The sequence below is a fragment of the uncultured Pseudoflavonifractor sp. genome, from assembly GCA_904419835.1.
GTDB lineage: Bacteria > Bacillota > Clostridia > Oscillospirales > Oscillospiraceae > Pseudoflavonifractor.
In genome coordinates this window covers 1-26,871 of record CAJFTA010000031.1, presented here as the reverse complement: position 1 = coordinate 26,871, position 26,871 = coordinate 1, and the positions used below count along the sequence as shown (strand labels likewise).

General features: G+C 59.0%; 26 protein-coding genes. 19 read left to right on the top strand and 7 right to left on the bottom strand.

Translation table 11 applies throughout. The features are described 5' to 3' along the window. The 4 genes from QZY67_RS07130 to QZY67_RS07120 form a co-directional block, all read right to left on the bottom strand. On the bottom strand, positions 1-503 hold a 503-nt coding region (locus QZY67_RS07130), incomplete at its 3' end, for a recombinase family protein (protein WP_295369387.1). Positions 504-718: 215 nt separating this feature from the next. Further along, the gene (locus QZY67_RS07125) at positions 719-1,105 is read right to left on the bottom strand and encodes a hypothetical protein (RefSeq protein WP_191540656.1); all 387 of its coding nucleotides are present in this window, start codon (positions 1,103-1,105) and stop codon (positions 719-721) included. Continuing rightward, complete coding sequence (locus QZY67_RS11955) at positions 1,102-1,302, bottom strand: helix-turn-helix domain-containing protein (RefSeq protein WP_191540655.1); 201 nt, start codon at positions 1,300-1,302, stop codon at positions 1,102-1,104. The genes QZY67_RS07125 and QZY67_RS11955 overlap by 4 nt, the downstream gene beginning before the upstream one ends. 1 nt (position 1,303) lies before the next feature. Next, positions 1,304-1,552, bottom strand: a complete 249-nt coding sequence (locus QZY67_RS07120) for a hypothetical protein (protein WP_191540654.1) — start codon at positions 1,550-1,552, stop codon at positions 1,304-1,306. Between the two features lie 846 nt (positions 1,553-2,398). Here QZY67_RS07120 and QZY67_RS07115 point away from each other — a divergent pair. From QZY67_RS07115 to QZY67_RS07095, 5 genes are all read left to right on the top strand, one after another. Next, positions 2,399-3,541 (top strand): hypothetical protein, encoded by a 1,143-nt coding sequence (locus QZY67_RS07115; protein ID WP_295369383.1) that lies wholly within the window; start codon positions 2,399-2,401, stop codon positions 3,539-3,541. 3 nt (positions 3,542-3,544) lie between these two features. Beyond that, positions 3,545-3,832 carry a hypothetical protein gene (locus QZY67_RS07110; RefSeq protein ID WP_191540313.1) on the top strand — a complete coding sequence of 96 codons (288 nt, stop codon included), beginning with the start codon at positions 3,545-3,547 and terminating at the stop codon, positions 3,830-3,832. A gap of 24 nt (positions 3,833-3,856) precedes the next feature. Next, on the top strand, positions 3,857-4,669 hold the full coding sequence (locus tag QZY67_RS07105; RefSeq protein ID WP_191540312.1) for a type IV toxin-antitoxin system AbiEi family antitoxin domain-containing protein: 813 nt from the start codon (positions 3,857-3,859) through the stop codon (positions 4,667-4,669). Positions 4,670-4,795: 126 nt separating this feature from the next. Next, positions 4,796-4,978 carry a hypothetical protein gene (locus QZY67_RS07100; RefSeq protein ID WP_191540311.1) on the top strand — a complete coding sequence of 61 codons (183 nt, stop codon included), beginning with the start codon at positions 4,796-4,798 and terminating at the stop codon, positions 4,976-4,978. Then, positions 4,971-5,285 carry a hypothetical protein gene (locus tag QZY67_RS07095; RefSeq protein ID WP_295369379.1) on the top strand — a complete coding sequence of 105 codons (315 nt, stop codon included), beginning with the start codon at positions 4,971-4,973 and terminating at the stop codon, positions 5,283-5,285. Before QZY67_RS07100 ends, QZY67_RS07095 begins: the two co-directional genes overlap by 8 nt. Positions 5,286-5,349: 64 nt before the next feature. Here the strand turns inward: QZY67_RS07095 and QZY67_RS07090 are convergent, their stop codons facing one another. Both QZY67_RS07090 and QZY67_RS07085 read right to left on the bottom strand, forming a co-directional pair. After that, a complete protein-coding gene (locus tag QZY67_RS07090; protein ID WP_295369378.1) occupies positions 5,350-5,478 on the bottom strand; it encodes a hypothetical protein in 129 nt (42 codons plus the stop codon). Between the two features lie 21 nt (positions 5,479-5,499). Further along, positions 5,500-6,714 carry a site-specific integrase gene (locus QZY67_RS07085; protein ID WP_295369377.1) on the bottom strand — a complete coding sequence of 405 codons (1,215 nt, stop codon included), beginning with the start codon at positions 6,712-6,714 and terminating at the stop codon, positions 5,500-5,502. 835 nt (positions 6,715-7,549) lie between these two features. On the opposite strand from QZY67_RS07085, the gene QZY67_RS07080 reads away from it, so the two are divergent. The 11 genes from QZY67_RS07080 to QZY67_RS07030 all read left to right on the top strand — a co-directional run bounded on the left by QZY67_RS07080 (position 7,550) and on the right by QZY67_RS07030 (position 24,118). Then, positions 7,550-8,620: a winged helix-turn-helix domain-containing protein gene (locus tag QZY67_RS07080; RefSeq protein ID WP_295369375.1), complete on the top strand. Its 1,071-nt coding sequence runs from the start codon at positions 7,550-7,552 to the stop codon at positions 8,618-8,620. Positions 8,621-9,010: 390 nt separating this feature from the next. Continuing rightward, the gene (locus tag QZY67_RS07075) at positions 9,011-10,165 is read left to right on the top strand and encodes an S-layer homology domain-containing protein (RefSeq protein WP_295369373.1); all 1,155 of its coding nucleotides are present in this window, start codon (positions 9,011-9,013) and stop codon (positions 10,163-10,165) included. A gap of 11 nt (positions 10,166-10,176) precedes the next feature. After that, a complete protein-coding gene (locus QZY67_RS07070) occupies positions 10,177-18,108 on the top strand; it encodes a S8 family serine peptidase (protein ID WP_295369371.1) in 7,932 nt (2,643 codons plus the stop codon). Positions 18,109-18,441: 333 nt separating this feature from the next. Further along, positions 18,442-18,813 (top strand): hypothetical protein, encoded by a 372-nt coding sequence (locus QZY67_RS07065; RefSeq protein ID WP_295369369.1) that lies wholly within the window; start codon positions 18,442-18,444, stop codon positions 18,811-18,813. Positions 18,814-18,942: 129 nt separating this feature from the next. Continuing rightward, entirely contained in the window at positions 18,943-19,185 is a 243-nt protein-coding gene (locus tag QZY67_RS07060) for a hypothetical protein (RefSeq protein WP_295369368.1), read from the top strand. A 155-nt stretch (positions 19,186-19,340) separates the two neighbouring features. Continuing rightward, positions 19,341-20,012: a response regulator transcription factor gene (locus QZY67_RS07055; RefSeq protein ID WP_295369366.1), complete on the top strand. Its 672-nt coding sequence runs from the start codon at positions 19,341-19,343 to the stop codon at positions 20,010-20,012. Then, positions 20,009-21,109 carry a HAMP domain-containing sensor histidine kinase gene (locus QZY67_RS07050; RefSeq protein WP_295369364.1) on the top strand — a complete coding sequence of 367 codons (1,101 nt, stop codon included), beginning with the start codon at positions 20,009-20,011 and terminating at the stop codon, positions 21,107-21,109. The genes QZY67_RS07055 and QZY67_RS07050 overlap by 4 nt, the downstream gene beginning before the upstream one ends. Beyond that, on the top strand, positions 21,078-21,977 hold the full coding sequence (locus QZY67_RS07045; RefSeq protein WP_295369362.1) for a hypothetical protein: 900 nt from the start codon (positions 21,078-21,080) through the stop codon (positions 21,975-21,977). The genes QZY67_RS07050 and QZY67_RS07045 overlap by 32 nt, the downstream gene beginning before the upstream one ends. Continuing rightward, complete coding sequence (locus tag QZY67_RS07040; protein ID WP_294534939.1) at positions 21,967-22,350, top strand: hypothetical protein; 384 nt, start codon at positions 21,967-21,969, stop codon at positions 22,348-22,350. Before QZY67_RS07045 ends, QZY67_RS07040 begins: the two co-directional genes overlap by 11 nt. A 195-nt stretch (positions 22,351-22,545) precedes the next feature. Then, complete coding sequence (locus tag QZY67_RS07035; RefSeq protein WP_295369360.1) at positions 22,546-23,304, top strand: MerR family transcriptional regulator; 759 nt, start codon at positions 22,546-22,548, stop codon at positions 23,302-23,304. A 193-nt stretch (positions 23,305-23,497) separates the two neighbouring features. Continuing rightward, positions 23,498-24,118: an N-acetyltransferase gene (locus tag QZY67_RS07030; RefSeq protein WP_295369359.1), complete on the top strand. Its 621-nt coding sequence runs from the start codon at positions 23,498-23,500 to the stop codon at positions 24,116-24,118. A gap of 416 nt (positions 24,119-24,534) precedes the next feature. Here QZY67_RS07030 and QZY67_RS07025 read toward each other — a convergent pair whose 3' ends face one another. Continuing rightward, on the bottom strand, positions 24,535-24,849 hold the full coding sequence (locus tag QZY67_RS07025; RefSeq protein ID WP_295369357.1) for a TfoX/Sxy family protein: 315 nt from the start codon (positions 24,847-24,849) through the stop codon (positions 24,535-24,537). A 143-nt stretch (positions 24,850-24,992) separates the two neighbouring features. Here QZY67_RS07025 and QZY67_RS07020 point away from each other — a divergent pair, with 143 nt between their 5' ends. The 3 genes from QZY67_RS07020 to QZY67_RS07010 are packed head-to-tail and all read left to right on the top strand — an operon-like array spanning position 24,993 to position 26,731. Further along, entirely contained in the window at positions 24,993-25,523 is a 531-nt protein-coding gene (locus QZY67_RS07020; protein WP_295369356.1) for a dihydrofolate reductase family protein, read from the top strand. A 6-nt stretch (positions 25,524-25,529) separates the two neighbouring features. Next, a complete protein-coding gene (locus QZY67_RS07015) occupies positions 25,530-26,291 on the top strand; it encodes a GNAT family N-acetyltransferase (protein WP_295369354.1) in 762 nt (253 codons plus the stop codon). Next, positions 26,288-26,731, top strand: a complete 444-nt coding sequence (locus QZY67_RS07010) for a GNAT family N-acetyltransferase (RefSeq protein WP_294534957.1) — start codon at positions 26,288-26,290, stop codon at positions 26,729-26,731. The genes QZY67_RS07015 and QZY67_RS07010 overlap by 4 nt, the downstream gene beginning before the upstream one ends. Positions 26,732-26,871 lie beyond the last annotated feature (140 nt).

Sequence of the window (26,871 nt, the reverse complement as noted above, 5' to 3'; positions counted from 1 at the left end):
TGCATGGCGGCGGTGGCCGTTATCTCCCCGGCCCTCCACCGCTTGCAGGCGTCTTTGAATTGCGCCTCGTCCACCTCCAAGGGCTTGCGGCCCTTGTACTTGCCCGCGTCCTTGGCGATTGCGATTCCTTCCCGTTGCCGCTCCAAGATGTTCTCCCGTTCCAGTTCCGCCAGAGCGCCGAACACTGTCAACATGAAACGGCCTTGTGGGGTGGTGGTGTCGATGTTCTCTTTCAGACTGACAAACTCCACCTGTTTCTCTGTCAGTTCTGACACGATGGAGAGCAAGTCGCGGGTGTTGCGGGCGATACGGGAAATACTCTCCACAATAACCATGTCCCCGGCCCGGACAAAGCTCATCATTTCCTTGAACGCCTTGCGGTCTGTGTTCTTGCCGCTCGCCTTGTCAATGAACAGTTTTTCGGCCTTCTGTTCCTCCATCATTTTGAGTTGCCGCGCCTCGTTCTGCTCGATGGTGGAGCAACGCACATACCCAACCCGCATTTGCCGCACACCCCTTTCGTTCTTTCTTGTATCATTGTACCACAAAGGCGAAAGTATGTCAATAGGGTATTTTATGTTTTTGAAATATTTCAAATACAAGAAAATAACTCGTGTGACACAAAAAGCGGCGCTGTTTCAATATGTCACTTGGGTATACCCTATTGAAATAAACAAGGCGGAGCATGATACACTATGCTCAGCCTTGTTTTCGTTTGTTAATCTACTTTTAGGTAGACATAGCCGCCATCAGTGCTTGTCATGGTGTCGCCGTCTACATAAAATGCGCCAGTCAGGGGGTCAGCCGTAAACGAAATCTTTAATATATCATCTTCTATTTCCCAAGTTAAAGGGTAGTAAGAACCATCACTGACCGCGGGGCCAGTTCCTTTTCCAACTCCGCCATCGCTCAATTCCAGCGTTTCTGCTCCCCCAAAATTAGTTTTATCGGGTGAATCCTCAAATGACCATTCCCATGTACCAATACATTGTTCATTTGTCAATCCCGCTGTTTCGCTTGATTCATTATTCCCCTGACCTCCGCCGCAAGCTGCCAGTGATAGCATGAGAGCCGCCGCCAGAATCAGCGGCAATACTCTTTTCATTTCGTCTTATCTCCTTCCCGCACGACCTCCGAAAAGGTGTGCTTGACAATCGGGGGTGTCCCCTCCATTTTGATGTACCTTGCAACCGTGGAGCCGCTCCGCCCCATCTCACGGCCTACCGCCGCATAACTGCCCAGTTTGGCATACAGGCGATACATTTCCACGATTTCCGCCGGGGTCACTCTTGACGCGCCCATATCAGCCTTTGGACGATGGAGCCTGTTTGGACTTTGCAGGGGAGGTAGAGGGCTTCTTCCCTGTAATCAAGTGCTTATCGCTGTCCTCCATGCACTCTTTCCAAATATCGTCAATGTAACTCTTAAATGTCTTTTTCTTACTTGCGTCGCCAGAGATTTCCATAACCATAGCATTGTATTCTTCCAACTTCTGCTGATAGTTCCAAGGGACAGTGATGGTTTTCTTGTCCGTGTCCAATATGATACGCATAGAAATTCCTCCTAACAAACAAAAAATGTACGGACACTGTGCAATCTGCCAGTATTTCGTACAATCTATCATATATATATATATATATATATATATTGTCAAGACCTTTCACAAAATTTCTCCAAAATGATTGGAAACGCCGCCGCACACGGGAAAACGCGGTAGATTCACTGAAAAACGCGTGAAACGCATGATTTCACGCCGTTTTCGTGTCATTTTCCTTCGTTTTCACTTGATTCAGCGGCGAAACGCAGAGATTTCAAGCGTTTTCACCGCGTAACAGAGGAAAATAGAGCGTTTCAACGCCGATTTCATGCAGTTCGCCGCCGTTTCCTCCGTTCCCGGTCGTGTTCTCCGTGTTTTGTCAGCGGTCGGGAAAACTCCCGAAAAAGACGGGGCGCGGCCTTTTTATCTGCTAAAATCCCAAAACCATCCCCCGGTGTCCCGCCGCCCACGGGGGAGCGGCGGCAGGGCAACAGGATTCCGCCGCCCAGCGGCAGGGGCCGCGCAGGATTCCCCACGAAAAAATTTTGCGAGGGAGTTCCTTTTCTTTTGCTCCGCTCGCCTTGTGTGTGGTCTGTTTGATTATCGGAAAAATGTTATAAAATCACTCTAAAATCAGCGCCATTTCGATGATTTTACTGAAAAATATTTTTATGGTATAATATATATAGAAGGTGAGAGAGGGGGAAAAACCTCTTGAAACCTCTCTAAATTATGACTAAAAGGAGAAATGCAGTTATGCAGAATATTTAGAATTTACCGTTCCTTGTTGATGAAAAGCCGTCCTATGAGGACAAGCTGGACTGTCTGACCGAGGACGATTTCTTTTCCTTCTTTGAGGCCATGAACGCCGAACCACAGCATGGGACTTGCGGCGGAAAGGACTGTATCAAGGTGCTGACCCTCTGCCACGGCGGGACACACCACAACGCCGTCTTTGACCCGGAAACGCACAAAATCACTTGTTTCAGCGAGTGCGGCAAAACCATGCTGCTGCACACATGGGTGTGCAAGGTGCTGGGGACAGACAATCCCAACGAGGGCAAGCAGTTCATTGAGAAATGGATGGACGAGGCAGAGATTGACTTGTCCGACGTGATTCCGGGAGCCAGCGGCGGCACGACTACTTACCACGCCTTTGACCCTGATATGCGGGTGGATATGGTAAAGGGCATTGACCCGAAAATCCTTGCCGACCTCTATTCCCAATTTGATACCACAACCGAAACCCTTTCCCGGTTGAAGTGGCATCTGCCAAAGGCACAGGGCGGCGACGGGATTCCGCTCCAACAGTTGATTGACTTTAATGTTGCCTACTATCCCAAGCGGGGGACAATCATTCTCCCACACCACAATATCAACGGGGAAATTGTGGGCTTGTATGAGCGCAGTTTCGCGCCGACACAGGAGGAAATGCGGAAAATCTTCGGCTATGAGCCGGGGGAGTGGATAGAGGGGAAGAGCGCATGGGCGGCCATTCACTACGCGCCCAAGTCCAAGTATATGCCGTTATGGAAAGAGGGCAAATATCGGGACAAGGAAAAGCCATGCTGGAGTTTCCCCAACAGCCGCAACCTCTACGGCTTGCACAAGGCAAAAGAGGCCATTCGGGAGAGCGGCAAGGCCATCATTTTCGAGGGCGCAAAGAGCGTTATGCTCGCCCATGCCTACGGCTATCCCTTCGCCGTGGCCTCTCATACCTTCGGGGCCAGTGAGAGCCACCTTGCCATGCTGATTCAAGCGGGCGCAAAGGAGATTATCCTTGCCTTTGACAAGCAATACCGAGAGCCAAAGGGAAGGGAGTGGGACACCTACGAACAGCGCACACAGCGCCTTGCAGGGCGCGTGAGGCGGTTTGTGAAGGTGAGCCGCATTTGTGACCGTGAGGGTGCTTTCCTTGGCTACAAGGACGCGCCAATCGACAACGGCAAGGCCGCCTTTGAAACTCTCTTTGCCAGCCGCGAGGAATTGACGGGGAGAGGGTAAGGCGTGATTGATGAAAAGGAGAAAACGGCCTCTGACCCGCTCGACACAAAAGAGTGTGTCCCGCTCCACCATGTAGGAGCGGGAGGGGCCGAGGGCGAGAGCGCCGCCGCGCCGCTCCTGTTCCGTGGCGCTCCGATCTGCTGGGCCACGGCCCAGCAGACCCGCCGCGTGGTGGAGAAAAACGCCGTCGGCCCTGATACCATCAGCGAGAGGCCGGGGCGCAAAGTCAACCTGATTGCCTACAACGGCCAGACCTACCAAAAGGAGCGGTTTTATCAGGCCGTGTTTTAGGACTACAAAAAATATCCCTACCGGGTGAAATTCCTGACCGATGATATTTTCCGTTTGGGCGGCAGTCAGCGGGCCAAACTGCAATACCACATACTTGCCCAGCGGTTCACGCTCGCGGCGGTGAGCGCGTCGGATAAACAGGAGTTAGAGGCGTTCGCCGCCGCCTCCGAAACCGAAACCGCCCAGCGGTGGCTAAACCGTATGATGTGGCCGCAGGGCCATGAAAAAATGGTGTCCTTCGGCGCGGCGCTGGAAGTGCCGGGAAACACGCGGGGCCTCTGGTGCTACTATGCCAAGGTGGACGAACACAGCGCAACCTATACCGGCGTCCCTATGTCGTGGGAAACATGGGCGGCCCCGCTGGTGGACTATCTGGACGCATGGAGAGCCGCCCGCCGCTGGGACATGGTGGAAGTCATGCAGGGGGCCATGCTCCGCTTGTACTACCACGCGCCCTATTATCTGACCGTTCCAAAAGCCGTCCGCGTGGCCGTGGTGAAATGGGTGTATCAGTTTTTGAAGGACGGGGCCGCGCCCTTCCCCTTCGCCGGGGACATGGGGAGCGAGGAATATTCCTTCACCATCGACTTTGAAAGAGATGTGGAGATTGTTCCCAACCGCTCCATAAAAGACGATATGGCGGCCTACAACCGCCAGAGCAACGCGGAGAAAGGCCGCCGTCGCGTTGAAAAACGGTTTGCCGACTTGACAGGCGACAAGTGGACAACGGCGGAGTTGACCAGCCAAGGATTCACCAAAAGGAATATTGATTCCTTTGTAGAAAACGGCCTGATAAAACGCCTCTACAAAGGGCATTATGCGAGGGTTTTCAAGTGAGCGCGGGGACATTGGAAACGCGCCCGGAAGTTCATTATTACAAGGTTATTAGAACATTCGGGCGCGTTACCAAAGTGTCAGAACGCAAACGGAAACCAATATCAAAAAAGAAAGAGGTATCAATTTATGATAAATTATATTTTCGACCCGGAAGAAAAAGAGTATATCACCGTGACGCGGCCTTATCCCTATTCCGTGGGGTATCATGGTAAGCCGCTTTTCCCGGCGGAGATATACAGACGCAGGGCAAAACTGAAAGTTAATCTGATACCAGAAACCAAGGAGAGGGGGGGCAACAAGCATGACTGATAGAGATAGAATGATAGATGATATTATCCTTGCCTTTGACTGGGAAATGGGAATCGCAGAGCGCCGCACAATCATGGCCGAAATATTTAGCGGCAGTTCATCCAATCCTATGGAGGCATACAACCAGCAACGACGCAAGGGCAAGGAATACGACGAACAGCGCGCCGCCTTGCGCCGTGTGTTGCGGCGCTATTTGCCAGAGGACACACCGCCCGACAACAAGACAATGGAAAAGCAGTTGCGGCCCGCCGCAAAAGAGGCGATGGAAAAGGCGCTTGCAGAGGCCGTGAAGGATCTGAACAAGTGAGCGGCCCGCCGCTCGACAGCATGGAAAAGAGGACGGCGGCGAGTTAGACCCGCCGCCGCTCCTGTCACTTCTCTGTGTCGCTGGTATTTGTTTCCCGTTCCGCGTCCTTCTCCTGTCCGGGTTTCTTCTCCCATTCAAGAAGTTCTTCCATCACCAAGGCAAGCGGCAGGTCTGGTAAATCCCACATAGTCACGCCCCCATTTCTCCCATTATGTTACATGGCGTTTAGATTGTGTGTCAAGACTTCAATTCCCGGTTTGGAAACCGCCAGATAGTAACGCTCCGTGACCTTGCCGCTCGCGTGTCCCATCTGATTGCAGAGAATGTGGGTGGGGGTGTTCATCTCTGCAAGACGTGTCCCGTAAGTGTGGCGCAAGTAGTGGAATTTGAAGTTGATTCCAAACTTGGCCTTGATGGTCTTGGAGTGATACTTCATGGAGTTGACCGTCTGAATCTTCCCATTCGGCAGGGTGTTCACCAATTCCAATGAGGAAATTTGCTTGCCGTCAATGTCCGTGATAAAGGTCTGGTTTTGTGCCCGCTGTGCGGCCAGCGCCGCCGCCTGTGCCTTGTTCTCCCGCTCCAAGTGTCGGAGATAGGCTTTGAGTTTGTCGCTCATGTAGACCGTTCTGCGGGCATTTCTGGTTTTGAGGGACACCAATTTAATCAATCCCTCTTGGTATTGCATTTGCCTGTCAATGGTGATTGTCCCGCGCTTGGTATCAATGTTTTCCCATTTCAGGCCGTAACACTCGTTAATGCGCAGGCCGCAACAGCGCCCCAGCAGATAGGCGGTTTCCGCATTTGTGCCTTTGAAGTATTCATCCAGCCGCGCCACCTCGTCCGGGGTAAAGGCCACGATTTCCGCGTCCTCGTCCACCTTCATTTTTGGCATACGGATTCTGACATCTTTGTTCACGCAGAGTTTGTTGTAGGTGTCTACTTCCAAATAATTGCGGGAATAGGCTTGCCCGAAAATCAAATAGAACATTTTTAAGAAGGATTCCACATACTTGTAGGCCCGGCCCTCTGTGTAATACAGGTGAGCGAGATAGTCGTTGACCTCTGCAACGCTGATTTCATCAATGTAACGCCGCCCAAACTTGGCGCAAAGGTGATTGTTCCAAATGCTGTCCTGCTTGCGGATGGTCTGATATGCCTTGCCGCTCCGCCCCTGTTCGCAGTATTCCTTGTAAACCTCTTGGAAGGTCTTGCGCGTCACGGGGGCCTGCCTGTGCTGTTCCTCCTGTTCTCTGGTGACCGCCGCCGCCCGCGCCAGAATTGCGGCGCGCTTGGTGGTGAGCAGATTCCCAAACTCGTCCTTGGTGCCCTTTCGGTTTTTCTTCTTGCCCTCCACCGTGAAGGTGAAGCGGTAAGCCCAATTCCCGTTTGGAAGTTGATACACGCCCGTGTCATTCTGCTTTGCCATTGTGAAGTGACCTCCTAAAAATCTATTTTTAGGGGTCCTTTCACACATGGATTTTTTCAAAATTCAGAACAACAGGTGTCCCGGCTGACGGGCTTCAAACCCTTGCGCCCCATCTTGTTATTGCGCCGCCGGGCGGCGTAGCCGCACGGCTTGGCCCGCGACGAGGCCCGCCACGGCAAGGCCTTCGAGGGTCTGCTGAAGCGCTACTTCGGCTAATCTGACAGAGAACACAGGACGCCCCCGGCCAATGGCCGGGGGCGTCTGTTCCGTGGCGGGGCTCGTCACCGAGCGTTTTGGCGGAGCCAAAACCTCGATGCCGGGCGGATTCACTCCGCCCGAGCAGATAAAATCAGCGGGGTCCCCATGGGGCTTGGCCCATGGGGTATGGCCCGCCATGGCAAGGCTTTCGAGGGCCTGCTGAAGCGCTGCTTCGGCCAAGAAAAAGTCCATATGTCAGAACGTTTTGAGAGGGAATGGGGAGACCCGTTCCCTCTCTTCTTTCCCAGCAGCAAAGGAAGGAGGTATCGCGGTCCGCTTAATGTAAGCGCCTGCGGAAGGAACCATGCGGAACAAGGGCTGCTGGCTTCATGCGCGGCAGGATGGAGCGCGGACCGCAGGGAAAGAGGGGCCGGCGCCCCACGCCTTTGGGCGCGATAGATTCGTAAGAGAGCAGAAAAGGCCGCAGAAGAGACTTGCGACCTCAAGCTGCGGGCTGCAAAAGGGAAGTTCGTCATTTCACACAAAAATTGCAAAATATTTTATAAATCAACCAAATGGAAGAAAAACATGATAAAATAATTTAGATAAGAAACTCTTGCATGGGAGGGATGGAACAATGCTGATACGCGCTTTCCCGGGACCATATATGCTGTTGGAAACTGTGGAGCTGCTGTATGCGGTGGTCAACCGTGTTCCGGCGCAGAAACTGACGGCGGGCGGTTCATATGGGATCCCGGCGGAAGAGATGCAGCATATCATAGACGCACTCGAGAAAGAGATTGATCTGCAGGATCCTGAGCTGAAGCTATTTTTTGAGAAAGTTAAGATCAAGGATGGAAGCGAAGATACGACGTGCCTTGCCCGCAGCATGGCATATCTGAAGATGGACTTCGACTGCGGGGACATACCCAGTGCAATAAGTTCTCTGCAGAACAAGTGGCGCGAGCTGCAGCGCGACCACAAATACCCGGTGCACATTGGAAAATACACCCTGGACTTCGACAAAAGTGATGATGAGCGGACAAGCTCGCTGGACCAAAAGATCCGCCGGCTGCTCGTCCCGGCTGAATACCAGCGGAAGCTGCTGGACGCTCTGACGAACTTCCAGTCCTACACCGAGCGGCTGCAGGCGCTTCTCCTGCCGGCGGCGGCGTATATGGAAAAGAGACTCATGCCATGGATGGAACGGGCGCAGCCGCTGCTGAGGCAATGGGAAGAACAGTTCACCCAGCCGGAGTCCCTTGCGAAGATCGAAAAGCACTGGCCACAGGAGGTGGCCCGTGATGCGGAAAACATCTACTTCACGCTTCGGTATCTGGACTGTCAGTATCGGGTGTCGCAGTATGACGCCGGGCGGAAGAGCGTCTGTCTCCACATCGGCGTGGGCTGCCTGCCCGAAGATGACAGCCGGAAGGGCGTCGCGTCCTGGGAGCTTCGGGCGCTGAGACTGCTGGGCAACGCCGCCCGGGCCCAGATCCTGTTCGCCCTGCGGGAGAGGCCCATGTCCACCCGCGAGATCGCGCGGGAACTCCAGATGGACCTGGGCACGGTGAGCCGTGACGTGCGGAACCTATGCGACGCGGAGGTACTGATCATGAGGGAAAGCGAGGACCGGCGCAGGTATTCCGTCTGTATCGAGACACTGGAGGCGCTGATCGCCTACCTGGAGATGCTGAAATCGGTATAAAAATTCCCTGGACGATGTCATATCGTCCAGGGAATTTTTATACCGGCAGAGAATTTGTGAGAAAGTAAAATATAGTAATTATGAGAAAAACAGGAATAGCACTTACAGAAACTATCACGGTAAAGCAAAAAAGAATTGCATAAGTGTGTTCAATATGCTAATATAATGGTGTCGGCAAAAATGCCGACACCATTATATTGTTCCTTCCCGGAGAGATCACGGTTTGGAGCGGGCCGCCTGCCAGGCTGGAGAGGCGCCCCGCAGGGATGGATGAGCACGGTGGAAGTACATAGCAATTATGCGGTCGACAGGAGGGAGAAGTGAAAATTCTGAGGATCTGTGTGGTATGAAAGGGCACGACATCAAAAAAGAAATGTTTAAGGAGGAGCCATGAAGAAAAGACGACAGTTGAGAAAATGGGGACTGGCATGCCTGGTGATGGCGCTGCTGGTATGCTCTCTTCCCGGCACGTACGCAGCAGCGGTCGGTCCGAGCGTTATCGTGTTTGACACGGTGGAAAGCGCCCAGGTCGGAGATACAATCGCGCTGGACATCGACGTTACAGATGCGAATTACAATGTCACCGACGGCAAGCTGGTGATCAGCTATGACGGCAACGCCCTGGAGTATGTCAGCGCGGAGCAGGGCGAGGCATGGGCCGGCGGCGCAACGCTGGAGTACGAGGTCAACCCGGATACGTCCGGGCGGGTGGTAGTGGCCTTTGCCGCGGATGTCAGCGCGGCGGAGGGAACCATTTTTACCCTGAACTTCCGCGCCCTGCAGGGCGGCCGCACAATGGTCTATCTGAGCGGTGAAAGCTATCTGACCGGCGTGCCCCTCTCCCTCCATCCCGTTGCCAGCATTACGGTGGAGAGCGGCTCGCCTGTAATTCCCCCGCCCTATGATCCGGACCGGCCCGGCGGCGAGACCGACATCCCCGATGAGGAGACGCCTGGCGGCGACCAGCCTCATCCTGACGGCGAGTGCCCGAGCGCGGTGTTCACCGATGTGAATACCGACCTCTGGTATCACGAGGGCGTGGATTACGTGGTGGCAAACGGCCTGATGCTGGGAACCGGCTCCACCACCTTCTCCCCGGATGCCGGGACTACCCGGAGCATGCTGGTGACCATCCTGTACCGCATGGCCGGTTCTCCGGCGGTGAGCGCTTCCGCGTCCTTCACCGACATTGAAGCGGGCGCCTTCTACTACGACGCGGTGCTGTGGGCCTCCGGCAACGACATCACCAATGGCGTCAGCGAGACCTCCTTTGCCCCTGACGTGCTGATCGACCGGGAGCAGCTGGCCACGTTCCTGTACCGCTATGCCCAGTTCACCGGCCGGGACACCACGGCGCGGGCGGACCTGACCGCCTTTGGAGACACGGATCAGATCAGCGATTTTGCCAGCGAGGCCATGTCCTGGGCGGTCGCCGAGGGAATTGTTCAGGGCGGCTCCAATTCCATGCTTCTGCCCCATGAGACGGCAAGCCGCGGGCAGATCGCCACCATGATCTACCGCTTTGAGACAGCTGAGAAGGAGTGAGGGCAACGATTATGAAGCGTATGAAGAAACGAGTATTGTCTGTGCTGCTTGCGCTGTCCATGACGCTGACGTTTGTGCCGACAGCGCTTGCCGCGGAGGCGGCAGAAGGGCCGAGCAGCGGGTTTGTCGCTCAAAGCAGCACCAGCGGCAATTTCGCCGGCGGATCTGACAGCTCCGGGGGCGGCCTGTCGCTCTCGGCAACAGAAGGGGATTTCATCGTCAGCGATAATGACGGCGCCGCCGTGAGCGACGACGCCCAGCCCTCCGATGGGGTCGCCATTACCGGTACGGTCAACGAGGGCACCGGAAAGGTCACTGAGGAGGGCCTGGAGGAGAGCGGAGAGCGCACCTCCGACACCGAAGTCGCCAACGAGCCTGAGGCGGACGACCAGGTGACCTTTGTGGTCGAACTGGAGCAGAACTCCCTGCTGGACGCGGGCTACTCCGCCGACGAGATCGCCGACGGCACCAGCTCCGTGCGCTCCTATGAGGATCAGCAGGAGGCCGCTCTGGAGGAGCTGAAAACGCAGATCCTTGAGACGGTGGAGGACGGAACTCCCGTGGAGTTCGGCTACACCTATACGGTGGCCAGCACCGGCCTGTCCGTGACCACCACCTATGAGAGCAAGGCGAAGATCGCGGAGATCCCCGGCGTAAAGCGGATCTATGTCTCGCCGAAGTTCCATATCCCCGAGACGGACGATCAGCTCAACCCCCTGACTGGAAATGCCACCAGCATGATCGGCGCCACCCAGCTCAATGAGACGGGCTATACCGGAAGCGGCATGCGGATCGCCATCATCGACACCGGCCTGCTGCTGACCAACCCCAGCTTTGGTCCGCTGGATGCCGACCAGCTCACCGAGGACTCCATGACGGAGGATGAGGTCGTTCAGCTTTGGAACAGCGGCGAGCTGAACGCGTCCGACGGGTCTACGGTGGTGCCGCACAACGTTTACTACAGCACAAAGGTTCCCTACATCTATAACTACGCGACCAATTCAACGGATGTGTCCCACAATGGCGCGGGCAGCGACCACGGCACCCACGTGGCCGGCATCGCCGCAGCCAACAAAATGGACAGCACCGACGTGGTGGGCGTGGCCCCTGAAGCCCAGCTGCTGGTCATGCAGGTGTTCTCCGGCAACGGCGCTGACTGGACCGTCGTGATGGCCGCCATGGAGGACTGCGTGCTGCTGGGTGCGGACGTGGCCAACCTCTCTCTGGGCTCTGCCGCCGGCTACTGCGACGACGATGCCAACATGATAGAGATCCTTGATAAGCTGGAGAAGGCCGGCATCCAGGTGGTTATCGCCGCCGGCAACGACACCAACAACGCTTACAACAACAACTTCGGCGGGTACTCCCTGGCCGGCAACCCCGACGTGGGCCTGGTGGGCACCCCCAGCACCTACTACGCCGCGCTGAGCGTGGCCTCCGCCAACAACAACGCGGTCACCCAGAACTACTTCACCGTGAACGAGCGGAACATCGGTTACAACGACACCGGCGCCGGTTCCGGCAACGGCCTGTTCGAAACCCTGAAGGGGCAGACGTTTGAATTCGTGTTCCTCAACGGCTACGGCGATGAGGAGAGCTATGCGGACGTGGACGTTGCAGACAAGATCGTCGTGGTGTCCCGCGGCGGCGGCGTGTCCTTCCCGGACAAGCAGGCTCTGGCCCAGGAGAAGGGTGCTGTGGCCTGCGTGGTGTACAACAACACCACCGGCGTGATCAACATGCAGATCAACACCGGCTCGTCCAACATCCCCTGCGTGTCCATCACCCAGTCGGACGGACTCTTCCTGAAGGAGCAGGCGGAGCAGGGGGCCAATACCCTCTTTGTGAGCGACGACGGCCCCATCGAGTTCATCACCGCCACCTCCATGAGCGACTTCTCCTCCTGGGGCTCCGCCTCCAACCTGACGCTGAAGCCTGAGATCACCGGCGTGGGCGGCAACATCTACTCCACCCGGGATCCTGATTACGCCGGCGATTACTACGGCTACATGAGCGGCACCTCCATGGCCTCTCCTCAGGTGGCGGGCGCCATGGCCGTGCTGAACCAGTATCTGCGTGAGCAGGGCTATGAAAAGGGTGAATCCACCTGGCAGCTGGCCGCCAACCTGCTGATGAGCACCGCCAACCCCATCATGTACAGTGATGATATGGAGTACTCCCCCCGCCAGCAGGGCGCGGGCCTGGTGGACCTGGTGGGCGCGACGGAAGCCGGCGCGTACCTGTCCAACGCCAACGCGGCCTATGGCCGGCCCAAGGCCGAGATTGGCGACAACTCCATCGGCAGATATGCGTTTCCCTTCGAAATCACCAATATCTCTGACGAGGCCAAGACCTATACCTTTGACGCCTCCCTGATCACCGAGACCTATGAAAACGGCCTCATCGGCAACCGGCCCCATGCGCTGGAGGCTGAGGTGAACGTGCTGGGCCTGGGAAGCTTGAAGTATGACTTCAACGGCGACAACTGGATTACCACGGCGGACGCCCGCCTGCTGATGCTGTCCATCCAGGGAGATGAGGACGCGATCCCCGAGACGGACGAGCGGTATCAGTACCGGGATGTGAATGGGGACGGCCAGGTTGACATGGACGACGTCGACATCATGGTCCGCTACTGCGCCGAGCGCGACGTGGAAGTGGACATGCTGGCCACCATCGACGGGACGGAGGACAGCATCACCGTGGGACCCGGCCAGACTACCTCCCTCATCTGCACCATCGCCCTGACGGACAGCGACATGGAGTATCTGTCCCAGTTCCCCAACGGCATGTTCGTGGAGGGCTACCTGTATGCGGAGAACGTGGAGGGTGACGCCGCTCAGAACCTGACCATGCCCATCCTGGGCTTCTACGGCGACTGGTCCGCCGCCCCCGTGTTTGACGGCGTGGACGGCACGACCAGCCTGTATGACAGCGCGGTGTACACCTACCTGAGCCAGCTGGGCACCAACCCCTATGTCCGGGCCAGCCAGCGCAGCGGCGACGAGTACAACGCCTTCTCCTACGTCAATCCCCTCAACGAGATCGACTTCGGCCTGCTGCGCAACGCGAGGCTGCTGCGCTTTACGGTCACGGATGTGGACACCGGCGAGGAGTACTTCCAGATTGACTCGGAGTACAACATCAAGACCTACTACAGCGACAACTACGGCATGGTGGTGCCGTTCTACATCTACAACGCCACCGCCGACGAGCAGGCTGTCTGGACCGGCCTTGACAAGGAGGGCAACACCCTTGATGACGGCACCCGCGTGAGATACACGGTGGACGCCTGGCTGGACGACGGCGACAGCATTGTAGACGACAGCTGGTCCTTTGAGGCCACCCTGGACACCCAGGCCCCTGAGATCCGGAATGTGGACGATCTGGAGAGCGCCCTGAAGGTGGACGAGGAAAACGGCGTGGTGACGCTGACCCTGGATCTGTACGACAGCCAGAATATCGCAGCCGTCATCTTCATCTCCCGCGAGGGCGAGATCATGGGCAAGTTCGAGCCTGGTGCGGACTATACGCCCGGCGAGCCCTATGAGCAGGCGTTCAACATCACCGGCTTTGGCACCGACTTTACCATCATTGTGGGCGACTATGCCTGCAACGAGACCGAGCTGGAAGTCTCCCTGGAGAGCGAGACCGGCCTGACCAATCCCAAGGTGCAGCCCCTTGACAGCGGCCGCCTGTACGGCAGCGAGAATATCGACATCTCCTCGGTGGAGCAGGGCTGGTTCAGCGTGGAAAAAGACGATCTGAGCGATGCCCGCAACGAGACCTTCAGCACCGCCACCTATTTCTCCGGCGAGTATGTCAACGGCCGGATTATCGCTCAGCGCAATGACGGCGACATCGTGCTGCTCACTCCCTACGGCACCTACTGGGAGTCCCAGATGCTCCTGGAGAGCTCCGCTGAGGCCGAGGGACAGGCCGGCTTCAACACCCTGTACGACATGGCCCTCCTGTACGACGCCGACGGCCCCGACCGGCTGTTCGCCGTGGGCTGGACCTACGATGGGAACACCACTCCCGCCGGCCAGTACAGCGGCTCTGCCAACCTGTACGAGCTCAAGTTCTATGAGAATGGCTACATTGATCTCCTGAAGACGCCCATCACCGGCCTGGAGGAAGGCGACGAGATAGTCACGCTGGCCATCAGCGACGACGGTATCTTCTACGGCATCGACACCGAGGGCGTGCTGCGGACCATTGATCCCGATACCGGCGCGTGCACGCGCATCCGGGAGATTACCGAGTTCACCGGCCTGGCGGGCTACGCAGGGGTCAATGTGGTTCAGTCCATGTGCTATGACCACGAGGAGGACGTGATCTACTGGGCGGCCCACAGCCAGAGCTCCAACGGCTACACCTACAGCCACCTGTGCGAAGTGCTGACGATCGATCCCAGCCAGCCGGACTGCCCGGCGGAGGTCATCGGCAGCATGGGCCACTCCGGCGCCTCCGCCCTGTTTGTGCCTACGGAGCTGGAGTCCGACCTGTTCGAGCTGGACGTTGATCCCTCCAACTTCACCGTCAGCCCCTATGAGACCTACCTCCTGGAGGGCAAGAGCGCGTATCTCGACGTGGCCTGGAATCCCTGGAACGCCAAAGCCCAGGAGATCACCTGGGAGAGCAGCAATCCCGATGTGGTCACGGTGAACAGCAGAGGCCGCATTACTGCGGTGGCCCCCGGCACGGCGAGCATCACGGCCACAGCGCAGGTGTACGGCTCCCACAGCGATGAGAGCAGAAACTGGGAGTATGTTACAGAGTGGTATGAGGTTACTCAGACTTGCTCCATCACCGTGGTTCCGTCCCAGGAGCATATGTACGGCTATGTGGTCACAGATGAGACCAACGCCAGCAACCAGCTCAAGTGGATCACTTACAGCGATACCAGCCCCAGAAGCATCACCCATCTGGGCGACTCCATCGTAACCGTGGACGGCGTGGAGACCAAGGCCATGTGGCAGGGCGGCACCTACTGCAACGGCGTGCTGTACACCGTTCAGTATGAGAGCCGCACCATTGACGACGTGATCTATCAGGGCACCGCGGTCTACCGCTCCGAGGTGACGCTGGACGAAAACGGCGTGGTCACCGGCATCGGCGCTCCGGAGGAGTTCAGCTTCACCGACGGCATCGAGGTGGGCAACATCAGCTTTGACTACACCACCGGCCGGATGTACGGCGTCGACCTGACCCATGGCGGCCTGTGCGTCATCGACATGGATACCGGCGCGATCGACTCCCTGGGTGAATTCCAGTTCGAGTCCTCCACCTCCTCCTCCGAGTCTGTCATGACCGCCATGTGCGTCATCTGCCAGGACGGGGACGCCATTATCCTGACTGCCAGCATGAACGGCAACCTGTACATTGTCGACCCCGATACCATGGTGTGCACCAATGTGGGCACCGCCGGGGCGGAGTTCTGGTTCTACGGCTCCATGCTCTACGACTACAACACCGGCAACATCTACTGGAATCCCTCTGCCGGCGGCACCAACAACCCCCTGTACCTGGTGGTGCTCACGGGCCTGGAGTACGGCCTTGATCAGGTGAGAGCCAATATCTACGACATCGGCGACGTGGCCAGCTCCGGCGGCGTGGAACAGACCGTGATGTTTACCATCCCCGAGGAGGGCAAGGAGCCTGAGACCAACTTTATCCCTGTGGAGGACATGTGGCTCACCGGCGGGGACACCCGCACGGCTCTGGTGGGCGGCTTCATCCAGCTGACCGCCGAAACAAATCCCGCGCGGCCCACCGTTCAGGCCAAGACCTGGACGTCCAGCGATCCCACGGTGGCCAGCGTGGACAATTTCGGCAAGGTCACCTGCCTGCGCGAGGGTGAAACCACCATCACCGTCACCCTGACCGACAGGAACGGAACGCAGTACAGCGATACTGTGGACGTGACCGTCCTGGCCTCCGGCGGCAATCTGACCGCCCTGCTGGCCTATGATTCGGCCACCGGGTACCGGGACTTCTGGGTCACCATTCCCGACTACGCCCCCGCGCAGACCGTGGTCGGCACCCGTGTGGCGGACCTCTACAACATCCGCGCCGGCGAATACTATGACGGCTATTTCTACGCCTATGAGTATGACGGCACCTTCATCCGGGTGTCCGCCAGCGCCCCCATGGACTACACCGTCCTGGGCAGCTGGAACCTGCCGCTGCTTGGCGACAAGGTGGTGGATATGGCCTTTGACTACTCCACCGGAACCATGTATGCGCTGACCTCCAGCGTGGAGACCTTCTATGACTATGCGAACGGCTACCGGGGCGTGCCCAAGTACAGCGACCTGATGACCGTGAACCTCCAGACCGGCGAACTGACCAAGGTGGCCACGGTGGATGCCATGGTCAACACCCTGGCCATCGACGGCGAGGGCACCATGTATGCCGTCGGGTCTGAGGGGGCTGAGAGCCTGGCGGATGTCTATAAGCTGACGGTGAGCGGCGACGCCGCCCACTGCGAGAGCGTCGGAACGGTGGCCGCTTCCGTCCGTGCGTATCAGTACGGGGATGTGACCAGCGGCTACGGACCCCAGATGACCTATGACTTTGCCACCAACCGCCTCTATCTGAAGGCGGCCGGCGAGCAGAACTGGGGTGGGTCCACAGATGACGGCCTGTTCATGATCCAGCTGGACGAGAACGGGGAGGTGGATTCCACCGCATCCCTGGGCAAGATCGGTCTGTTCATCAACGGCGCCAGCACTGTGGCGGACGCCTATCTGGGTCTGCTGTGCGCCATCCCCGACGCGGCTGATCTGCCGGAGAGCGGGTATATCACCGGCGTGCTGCTGAACACCCATGCCGCTCAGATGCTTTCCGGCCAGAGCATGACCCTGACCGCTCAGGTCCAGCCCAGCGGCGCTGCCCATACGCTGAGCTGGAGCTCGGACAAACCGGAAGTTGCCACGGTGGTCGAGGGCGTTGTCACCGCCGTCGGCGCCGGCACGGCCACCATCACCGTCACCGCCGACGACAACATGGGCAGAAGCTACACCGACAGCTGCACGCTCACGGTGGTGGAGTCCGTCGCGGATACCGACGCCTACGCCATCACCGACGAGGGCCTGGTCATCTTCAACCCCGAAGCCCCCAGTACCTATACGACCGTCATGGACATCAATAACCCCGGCAACGTGATTGGTATGGACATTGACGTGGAAAATGAAGTTATCTACTATATCCGCAATGAGGGCGGCAACGCTATGCTCTACCGCCGCTCGCTGAACGGCGGCCAGGAGAACTTCCTGGGCGAGCTGGGCGCCTACGTCATCTCCTTCTGCGACATGGCCTATGATTCCGATACCCAGACGGTCTATCTGGCCAGCGGCCTGTACGTATTCCAGTACTATGTGCCCAACCTGAGCACGTCCGGGGACAACCAGCCTTCTGGCGCCGTCATGCCTTCTGAGGAGGGCATGGTCAACCAGGGCAGCGTGTACGGCGTTACTGTCGCCGACGGCAAGGTGATTGCCCTGTGCAACAACTGGGGCGAGAACTTCCTGTACCAGATCGACAACTTCAACACCGGCGAATGCACGTTCCTGGGCTTTATCGACGGGCTGAACATTGTTCCTTCCAGCACCGAGTTTGCCTATGATCCCGCCTCGGGCACCTACTACGCCACCAGCGCCAGAAGCGAGCTGTACGCCTTTACTGCGGAGGACCTCTATATGATGCGTGAGGAGCAGGATGAAGACGCGGCCCGGGTCATCGGCAGCGTGGGCAGCGGCCTGGACATCACCGGTCTGACCATCGCCCAGAGCCCGACTTCGGAGCAGCTGCAGCAGTGGAGCGATGCTTCTCTGATGGAGCAGGCGGGCGAGAGCGAGGAGCTGGAACCCGAGATGTCCGATCTGACACCTGCTGAACCGGTGATCGCCGAAGAGCCCGGCGAGGATACGGCGGGCTGATGCAAAAACCAAACGGCAAATCCAATGCGCGTCTGCCGCAGTACGCGGCATAACGGCCGGCAGGGCCTGGTTCCCTTATGGAACCAGGCCCTGCCGGTATTTTGCGGGAAAATCACTGTCTGAAAAGGGGATCCAAATAAGCGGGCGCAAGAAGCTGCGGACAGCCGCCAGGCTGTGAAGGCCCAACGCCGCCGCCCAGCGGAACGCTCTGGGACACGGCGGATTTTTAAACATTACCCTAACAAAACGGGAAACACACGGCAACACGGAGGAACTACAATACGGTCATCAGGCAGGGGAAGATTCCACTGCATCAACAATGGAGGTATAAAAATGTCAAAAAAGAACTTCGTCTCTCTGATTTTCGCCACGGTGGGCGGAATCCTGTTTGCCCTCGGCATGTGCATGGCGCTGATCCCCGCGTGGGACGCCTTCCAGCAGGGCGTGGTGCTGGGCGCGGCGGGACTGGCCGTGCTGCTGGTTATGGCGCTGGTGCGCCGCAGGATGGCTGGAAAACCCGTGGTGGCGGCCCCCTCTGCCAGGACGGTGGGCATCGTCCTGCTGGGCGCGGCGGGCGCGCTGGCCCTGGGCGTGGGCATGTGCATGACCATGGTCTGGAGCATGATGACCGGCGGCGTGGCGGTGGGAATTGTGGGAATTATCCTGCTGCTCTGTCTGATTCCCGCGGTAAAGGGGCTGAAGTAATGAGAAAAATGAAGGCGAATCCCATCCTCTGCGTGACAGCGGGGGCCGCGGCGCTGGCCGGGGCGGCGGCGGTTGTAATAGGAATTCTCTGCAAAAACCGGATCAGGTACTGATGAAAGGAGTATTTCGATGAAAGAGTCAAAGCTGGCCCGGGCAAACGAGCGGATCGCGGAACATGTGGTCCAGGGCTACAAGAAGATAGAGGACGGCGTGGTAGACGGCTACAAGCGGGTGGAACGGGGCACCGTGGACGGCTTTCAGAAGGTCTCCGACGCCTTCGTGGAGCGCTTCTTCACCCGGGAGGGGGAGAGCGTGGAGGAGGCCCGGGCCCGCCTGGCGGGAGAACAGGCACGGCGGGAGCAGGACCGGTGAGCAGGCGGGGGCGGCGCGTATGCCGTCCCCGTCTGCCGTCTTAGTCAAAAGCGGCTGAGAAGAAAACTTCTCTGCCGGAAGGGGGCGGATGAAAACAAAACGTTAACATTTGCATGGTATCATACTCCGGAACGCCGCATATGGGAGGGGTATTCATGTTTAAAATCCTGGTGGTGGAGGACGACAAGGCGCTCAACCGGGGCGTGTGTGCCTTTCTCAACCGCAACGGCTATGAGGCCGTGGGGTGCCTGAGCGCCTCCGAGGCCTACGACGCCATGTATGAGACGGTATTTGACCTGATTGTGTCCGATATTATGATGCCGGACATTGACGGCTTTGAATTTGTCCAGTCGGTGCGCACCCTCAATGAGAACATCCCCATCCTCTTCATGACCGCCCGGGACGACTTTACCGCCAAGCAGCGGGGCTACCGGGCGGGGGTGGACGACTACATGGTCAAGCCCATCGACCTGGACGAGCTGCTGCTGCGCATCGGCGCGCTGCTGCGCCGGGCGAAGATTGCCGCCAGCCGGAAGATTGAAGTGGGCAGCTTTGTGATGGACGCCGACGAGCACACGGCCTGTCTGGACGGGGAGGAGATCTCCCTGACCGCCCGGGAGTTCAGCCTGCTGTACAAGCTCCTGTCCTATCCGAAAAAGACCTTCACCCGCAGCCAGCTCATGGACGAATTCTGGGGGGTGGACACCGCCTCCGGCCCCCGGACGGTGGACGTGTATATGACCAAGCTGCGCAGCAAGCTGGCCGCCTGCGGCGCGTTTGAGATTGTCACCGTCCACGGCCTGGGCTATAAGGCGGTGCTGAAATGAAGGGGAAGGTCCGGGCGGCACTGATGGCGCTGTACCGCTATCTGCTCTTTTTCCTGCTGATGGCCTTTGTCATCACCTGCTCCATGCTGCTCTTCCTCAACGCCCTGTCCCACCGCGTCGACCTGGCGCTGACGGAGGAGAACGTGAGCATGGCGGCAAAGCTGACCTTCGGCAACATTCTGCTGCTCAGCCTGGCCTGCACGGTCATTGACAGCATACGCCGCAAAATCACCGTGGATCGTCCGGTCCGGCAGATCACCGAGGGGGCCCGGCGGATCATGCAGGGGGACTTCACCGTCAGGCTGCGGCCCATCCACAGCCTGGTGGGGGAGAACCGGTTCAACGAGATCATCGCCTGCTTCAATAAGCTGGCGGAGGAGCTGGCGGGCACCGAGACGCTGCGGACGGACTTCATCGCCAACGTGTCCCACGAGCTGAAAACGCCCCTGTCGGTTATGCAGAACTACGCATCCATGCTCCGGCAGCCCGGCCTGCGGGAGGAGGAGCGGGTGGAATACGCCGGGGCCATCGAGGGTGCGTCCCGCCGCCTGGCCGACCTCATCACCAATATCCTGCGGCTGAACAAACTGGAGAACCAGCAGATTTTCCCCCAGGCCCAGGCCTTCGACCTGAGCGAGCAGCTGTGCCGGTGCCTGCTGGGCTTTGAAGCGCTCTGGGAGGAAAAGGGCGTCGAGATTGAGGCGGACGTCCAGCCCGGCGTGCTGGTGCGCACGGACAGCGAGATGATGGGCCTTGTGTGGAACAACCTGTTCTCCAACGCCCTGAAATTTACCGAGCCGGGGGGCCGCGTGACCCTTCGCCTGAGGACGGAGGGAGAGCTGGCGGTGGTAGAGGTGTCGGACACCGGGTGCGGCATCCCGCCCGAGACGGGCAGGCGGATATTCGACAAATTCTATCAGGGGGATACCTCCCATGCCACCCAGGGGAACGGGCTGGGTCTGGCGCTGGTAAAGCGGATCATCGACATTACCGGAAGCGAGATCTCGGTGACCAGCCAGGTGTGCGTGGGCAGCACCTTTACCGTAAAGCTGCGGAGGGATCGGGATGAGCAAGGGCCGGAACATAATACTGCGTAAGCTGTTCTTTCCCCATCCGGCGCTGGTTGTTCTGACGGCGTCCGCGGCGGCGGCCGCGCTGCTCTGGGCATTTTTGGCCGGAGAGGAGGGAAGCCCGGGGGTGTACGCGGCCTATACGCTCTCGGCCTACGGGCTCACGCTGGTGTGCGTGAGAATCCCCGCACTGGCGCGGGGCGTCCGGCGGCTGGCGGGGAAGGAATCCCGGGTCAACCGGTACATGGCAGACGCCGGCCTGCGGGCCCGGCTGACTCTGATCCCCTCCGTGGCCGCCAACGGCGGATACGCCCTGCTTCAGCTGGGGATGGGAATCCACAGCCGCTCCGTCTGGTACTACGCCCTGAGCGCCTATTACGGCCTGCTGCTGCTCATGCGCTGCGCCCTGCTGCTGGAGATGGGCCGGAACAGGCTGGGGAAGAATCTGCGGGGCGAATACCGCCTCTTTCTCGGCTGCGGCTGCGCGCTGGCGGCGATGAACGCGGCGCTGGCGGTCATCGTGTCCTATATGGTGGGGCAGAACCGGGGCTTTACCCACCATCCCATCACAACAATCGCCATGGCGGCCTATACCTTCTATACCATGACCATGGCTGTCATCAACATGGTGCGCTGCCGCCGGTACAACAGCCCGGTGCTGTCAGCGGCCAAGGCCATCAGCCTGGCTGCGGCGCTGGTGTCCATGCTGTCTCTGGAGACGGCCATGCTCAACGCCTTCGGCGGTGCGGATGAGGCCGTTTTCCGGCGGATCATGCTGGCCGCCAGCGGCGGCGTGGTGTGTCTGGCCGTGCTGGTCATGGGGCTGTACATGATGGCCCGGGCGGTAAAAGAGCTGCGCCGGATGAAAAAAGGAGTACTGGATTATGACGCATGAGGAACACAGCGGGACCTTTGCATATACCTATTCTGCCAGGCAGCAGGAGGAGGTCCGGCGGATACGGGACAAGTACACCGGCAGACAGGAGTCCAAGCTGGAGCAGCTGCGCCGGCTGGACCAGAGCGTGACCAGGAAGGGGATGCCGGCGGCGCTGGCGCTGGGGATTTCCGGCTGCCTGGTCCTGGGCGTGGGGATGTGCTGCACCATGGTGTGGGGCGGACGGCTGTTTATACCCGGCATTGTGATTGGTCTGGCGGGGATTGCCGGCATATGCCTGGCCTATCCGCTGTACGGCCGCATCACCCGCCGGGAGCGGGAGCGGCTGGCGCCGGAGATTCTCCGGCTGACAGAGGAGCTGATGGAGCAGTAAAACAGTACAGGCATGACGGCATCGAGAAGCCCCGGCCCCGGACAAATCCGGGGCCGGGAGCGCAGCCGGTGAGACGGGGAAAACCGGAATACCCTCAGTGGCCGGAACTGAAAACCCTCAGTGGCCGGAACTGAAAATGCCCCTTGACTCTGCCGCCGCGTCAACTGCTATGCTTGTGCTCAGGGAGGGATTTTCATGGAGTATTCCATTCAGGAGCTGTCGCGCCTGTCCGGGGTGACCACCCGCACCCTGCGCTGGTACGACCAGATCGGCCTGCTGAAGCCCAGCCGGGTGGCGGAGAGCGGCTACCGCTACTACGGCGGCGCGGAGGTGGACCGGCTGCAGGACATCCTCTATTACCGGGCCCTCGGGGTGGGGCTGGCCCGCATCAGGGAATGTCTGGATGACCCCTCCTTTGACCGCCTGGCCGCCCTGCAAAGCCATCTGGCCGCCCTGGAGGCGGAGCGGGAACGGCTGGAGCAGCTGATCCGCTCGGTGAAAAACACCATCGGAGCGGAGGAAAGGAAGGAAATTATGCGCGACGAGCAGAAGTTTGAGGCGTTTAAAAAACGGACTGTGGAGCACAATGAGGAGGCCTATGGGGCGGAGATCCGCGCCAAATACGGCGACGACCAGATGGACCAGGCCAACGCGGCGGTGATGAACCTGACCCAGGAGCAGTACCGGGCGTGGACCGGCCTGGGCCGGGAGATTCAGGCGCGGCTGGAGGCGGCCGTCCGGGCCGGGCTGTCCCCGGAGGGAGCGGCGGGAGAGGAGATTGCCGCCCTCCACCGCCGGTGGCTCACCGTCACCGGGAACCGGTACGACCCGGCCAGGCACCGGGGGATTGTGGAGCTGTATGTGGCGGACGAGCGGTTTACCGCCTACTACGACAGTCAGGTTCCCGGCTGCGCCCGTTTCCTGCGGGACGCCGTGGTCCACTGGGTAAAATAATGCAAGCCGCGGCCCTTGCGGACGGCGGAGGAACATGGTATGATGACGGTACCGGCAGCGCCGGAAATTCGATTCAGGAGATATGCTGTTTGAAACGAGACAACACCTTGGAGATTGTACCCTGACCGGGAGGCCGGAGCGTCATTCTCCCGCCTCCCCACATGGAACCGACGATATTCAGGGGGAGACAATCATGGAACAAGACAAGATTATCATTCGCAGAGAGACCGCCGCAGACTATGCCGCCGTGGAGCGCCTGACCCGGGAGGCCTTTTGGAACGTGTACCGCCCCGGCTGCACGGAGCACTATGTGGTCCACGTGCTGCGGAACGACCCCGCCTTTGTGCCCGAGCTGGATCTGGTCATGGAGCGGGAAGGGCAGCTGATAGGGCATGTCATGTATATGCGGGCGTCCATCACGGCCGATGACGGCCGGGAGATCCCAGTGATGACCTTCGGCCCCATCAGCATCCGCCCGGACTGCCAGCGCCAGGGCCTGGGCAAGCGGCTGCTGGACGAGTCTATGGAGCGGGCCAAAGAGCTGGGCGCGGGGGCCCTGTGCATCGAGGGCAGCCCGGATTTCTACGGCAGGTCCGGCTTTGCGGCGGCAGGCGCCCGGGGTATCTGCTGCGGCGAGGAGCCGGAGACGGCGCCCTATTTCCTGCTGAAGGAGCTCCGGCCGGGGTTTCTGGACGGCGTCACCGGCGTCTACCACACGCCTCAGGGCTACTATGTGGACGAGGCGGCGGCGGACGCCTTTGACCGGAATTTCCCGCCGAAGGAGAAATTGAAGCTGCCCGGGCAGCTGTTTTAACGGGAAGAAGGAGGGCCTGCGGCAAAGCGCCGCAGGCCCTCAGGCTGTCGAAAAAGTCCTTGGACTTTTTCGACAGCCTTTCAAAATGCCGTTACTTTTCCGCCGCACAGCGGCGGAAAAGTCCTCGCTTCGCTTGCCGGAGGACTTGCCGCGCAAGGCCTCCGGGGCATTCGATTCCATGCGAGGCGGGCGGCTGCCCCCTCGCGCTCCCCCGCCCCGACACAGGCCGATTCTGTTCAACTGAGGCTTTTCGACACGCAAAGGGCCTGCGGCAAAGCGCCGCAGGCCCTTTGCCGTCGCCGGGAAGCCCCTGGAGACAGGGGTTCGGGACAGCAAAACACCCCGTTTGTCATTCAGCATACCATACTGTCTGACAAATGGGGGCAGCTGGAATCCCTGGGGGGGGAGAGGCAGGACTATTCCCACCGCTTTTTGGGCGCCAGCGCCAGGCAGGTGAGCCGGACAAGGGCGGCCATGGTCTCCCGGTCGTCCACGTCCTCCACCAGAATATAGTCCTTTGCCCCCGCATAGGGGGGAGCCTTGGGCAGGTTGGGAAAGGCCTCTTCCCCCTGGGGCGTGCGCTTGACAAACAGCTGGTCGTCACAGATAACGGCGAAAAAAATCCCGTCACAGTACAGGCCGTATTCCCCGAACATGCGCTTGGCCCGGATAACCCCCGCCTCCCGCAGCTGTTCGGCCACGTAATCCACAAAATCACGGTGGGATGCCATTTTGCTGCCCTCCCTTGCGGCGCAGTGCGCCCCTGTGCTTATCTGTATTATAGCACAGAAACCGGACAACCGTCTGTTATGTTTCGTTCCGCCTTGTTCTTTTTGCGGCCATTGGGTACAATAGGGGAAAAGGAGGGATGTTTATGGGAAAGACCGTTTTGTATCTCGCCATGAGCGTGGATGGATATATCGCGGACCAGCGGGGCGGCGTGAGTTGGCTGACCGGCGACGGCAGCGAGCCGGACGCCCCCGGCAGCTACCCGGCGTTTTATGAGACAGTGGATACCATTGTCATGGGGTGGACCACCTACCACCAGCTCGCCACAGAGCTCGCCCCGGACAGCTGGCCCTACCAGGGCTGCCCCTGCTATGTGGTGACCCACCGGCAGGAGGCGGACCGGGAGGAGGTCTGCTTCTGGCACGGGGAGCCCGCCGCCCTGGCGGACAAGCTGAAAACCGAGCGGGAGGGGAATATCTGGATCTGCGGCGGTGCGTCCGTGGCCGGACAGCTGCTGAGAGCGGGCCGGATCGATAAGCTGTGGCTGTCGATTATTCCCACGGTGCTGGGCAAAGGCGTGCGGCTGTTCCCGGAGCTGGCGCAGGAGCTGCCGCTGACGCTGGTGGGAACGGAGCATTGGAACGGGATTGTGGATCTGGTATACGAAAAGCGGTGACAAGCGGTGAACGGCCAATTTATCAACCTGACGGAAGACAATCTGGCGCAGGAGCATTTGTGCTGCATCATCCGCAGCAGAAAGCCCCATCCCGGTGTGGAGGCCAAGCGCACCTGGCTCAGAGAGCGGCTGAAAGAAGGCCATGTGTTCCGCAAACTGGACGCCAAGGGCGTGGCATTCATCGAGTACGCTCCGCTGGAGACCGCCTGGGTGCCGGTGGAGGGGGAGAACTACCTCTACCTCTACTGCCTGTGGGTCTCGGGCGAATTCAAGGGCAGGGGCTGCGGCAGGCAGCTGATGGAGTACTGTCTGGCCGATGCCAGGGCCAAAGGGAAATCCGGCGTCTGTATGCTGGGCGCGGAAAAACAAAAAGCATGGCTCTCTGACCAGGCCTTTGGGGAGAAATATGGGCTTGAAACAGTGGACACCGCCCCGGGCGGTTACCGGCTGCTGGCCCTCTCCTTTGACGGGACAAAGCCCCGGTTTGCCGGACATGCCAAGGAGCAGAAGATTGAGGGCCGGGAACTGACGGTCTATTACAGCCCGCAGTGTCCCTACATCCACCAGAGTGTGGAGCTGGTGGGGAAAACCTGCCAGGACATGGGCGTTCCCTGTACGCTCATCCCAGTGGACACCCTGGAAAAGGCCAAGAATCTGCCCTGCGTGTTCAATAACTGGGCGGTATTTTATCAGGGCAGATTTGTGACGGTGAATCTGCTGGACGCCGCCTCTCTGAAGCGGATGCTGAAAAGTAAGGAGCGCCTATGAAAATCAGGAAAGTGGAGAACGGCAAAAAGCGGTACCTCACGCTGCTTCTGCTGGCGGACGAGCAGGAGGACATGGTGGACCGCTATCTGGAGCGGGGAACGATGTACGTACTGGAGGATGACGGAATCAAAGCTGAATGCGTGGTAACCGATGAGGGGGCCGGCGTTCTGGAACTGAAAAATATTGCTGTGGAGCCTGGATTCCAGGGCAGGGGCTATGGAAGGGCCCTCGTTGACTTCCTGGTAAAGACGTATGGGGGGCAGTACTCGGTTTTGCAGGCGGGCACCGGAGACAGCCCGGCCACCATCCCGTTTTATGAGGCCTGCGGCTTTCGCAGACACCATGTGGTCAGGAATTTTTTCACCGACTACTACGACCATCCAATCTATGAGTGCGGGGTTCAGCTGGTGGATATGGTCTATCTGCAAAGAGGACTTTAGAAAACAAACAAGGGAGGCAGGCTGTCGAAAAAGTGGCGGAAGCCACTTTTTCGAAGGAGCTTCATGAAATTTTTGCCTCGATTTCTGATGAAATTGTCGGCAAAAATTTCATGAGAAGTGTCATTTTCGAGGCGCATGTC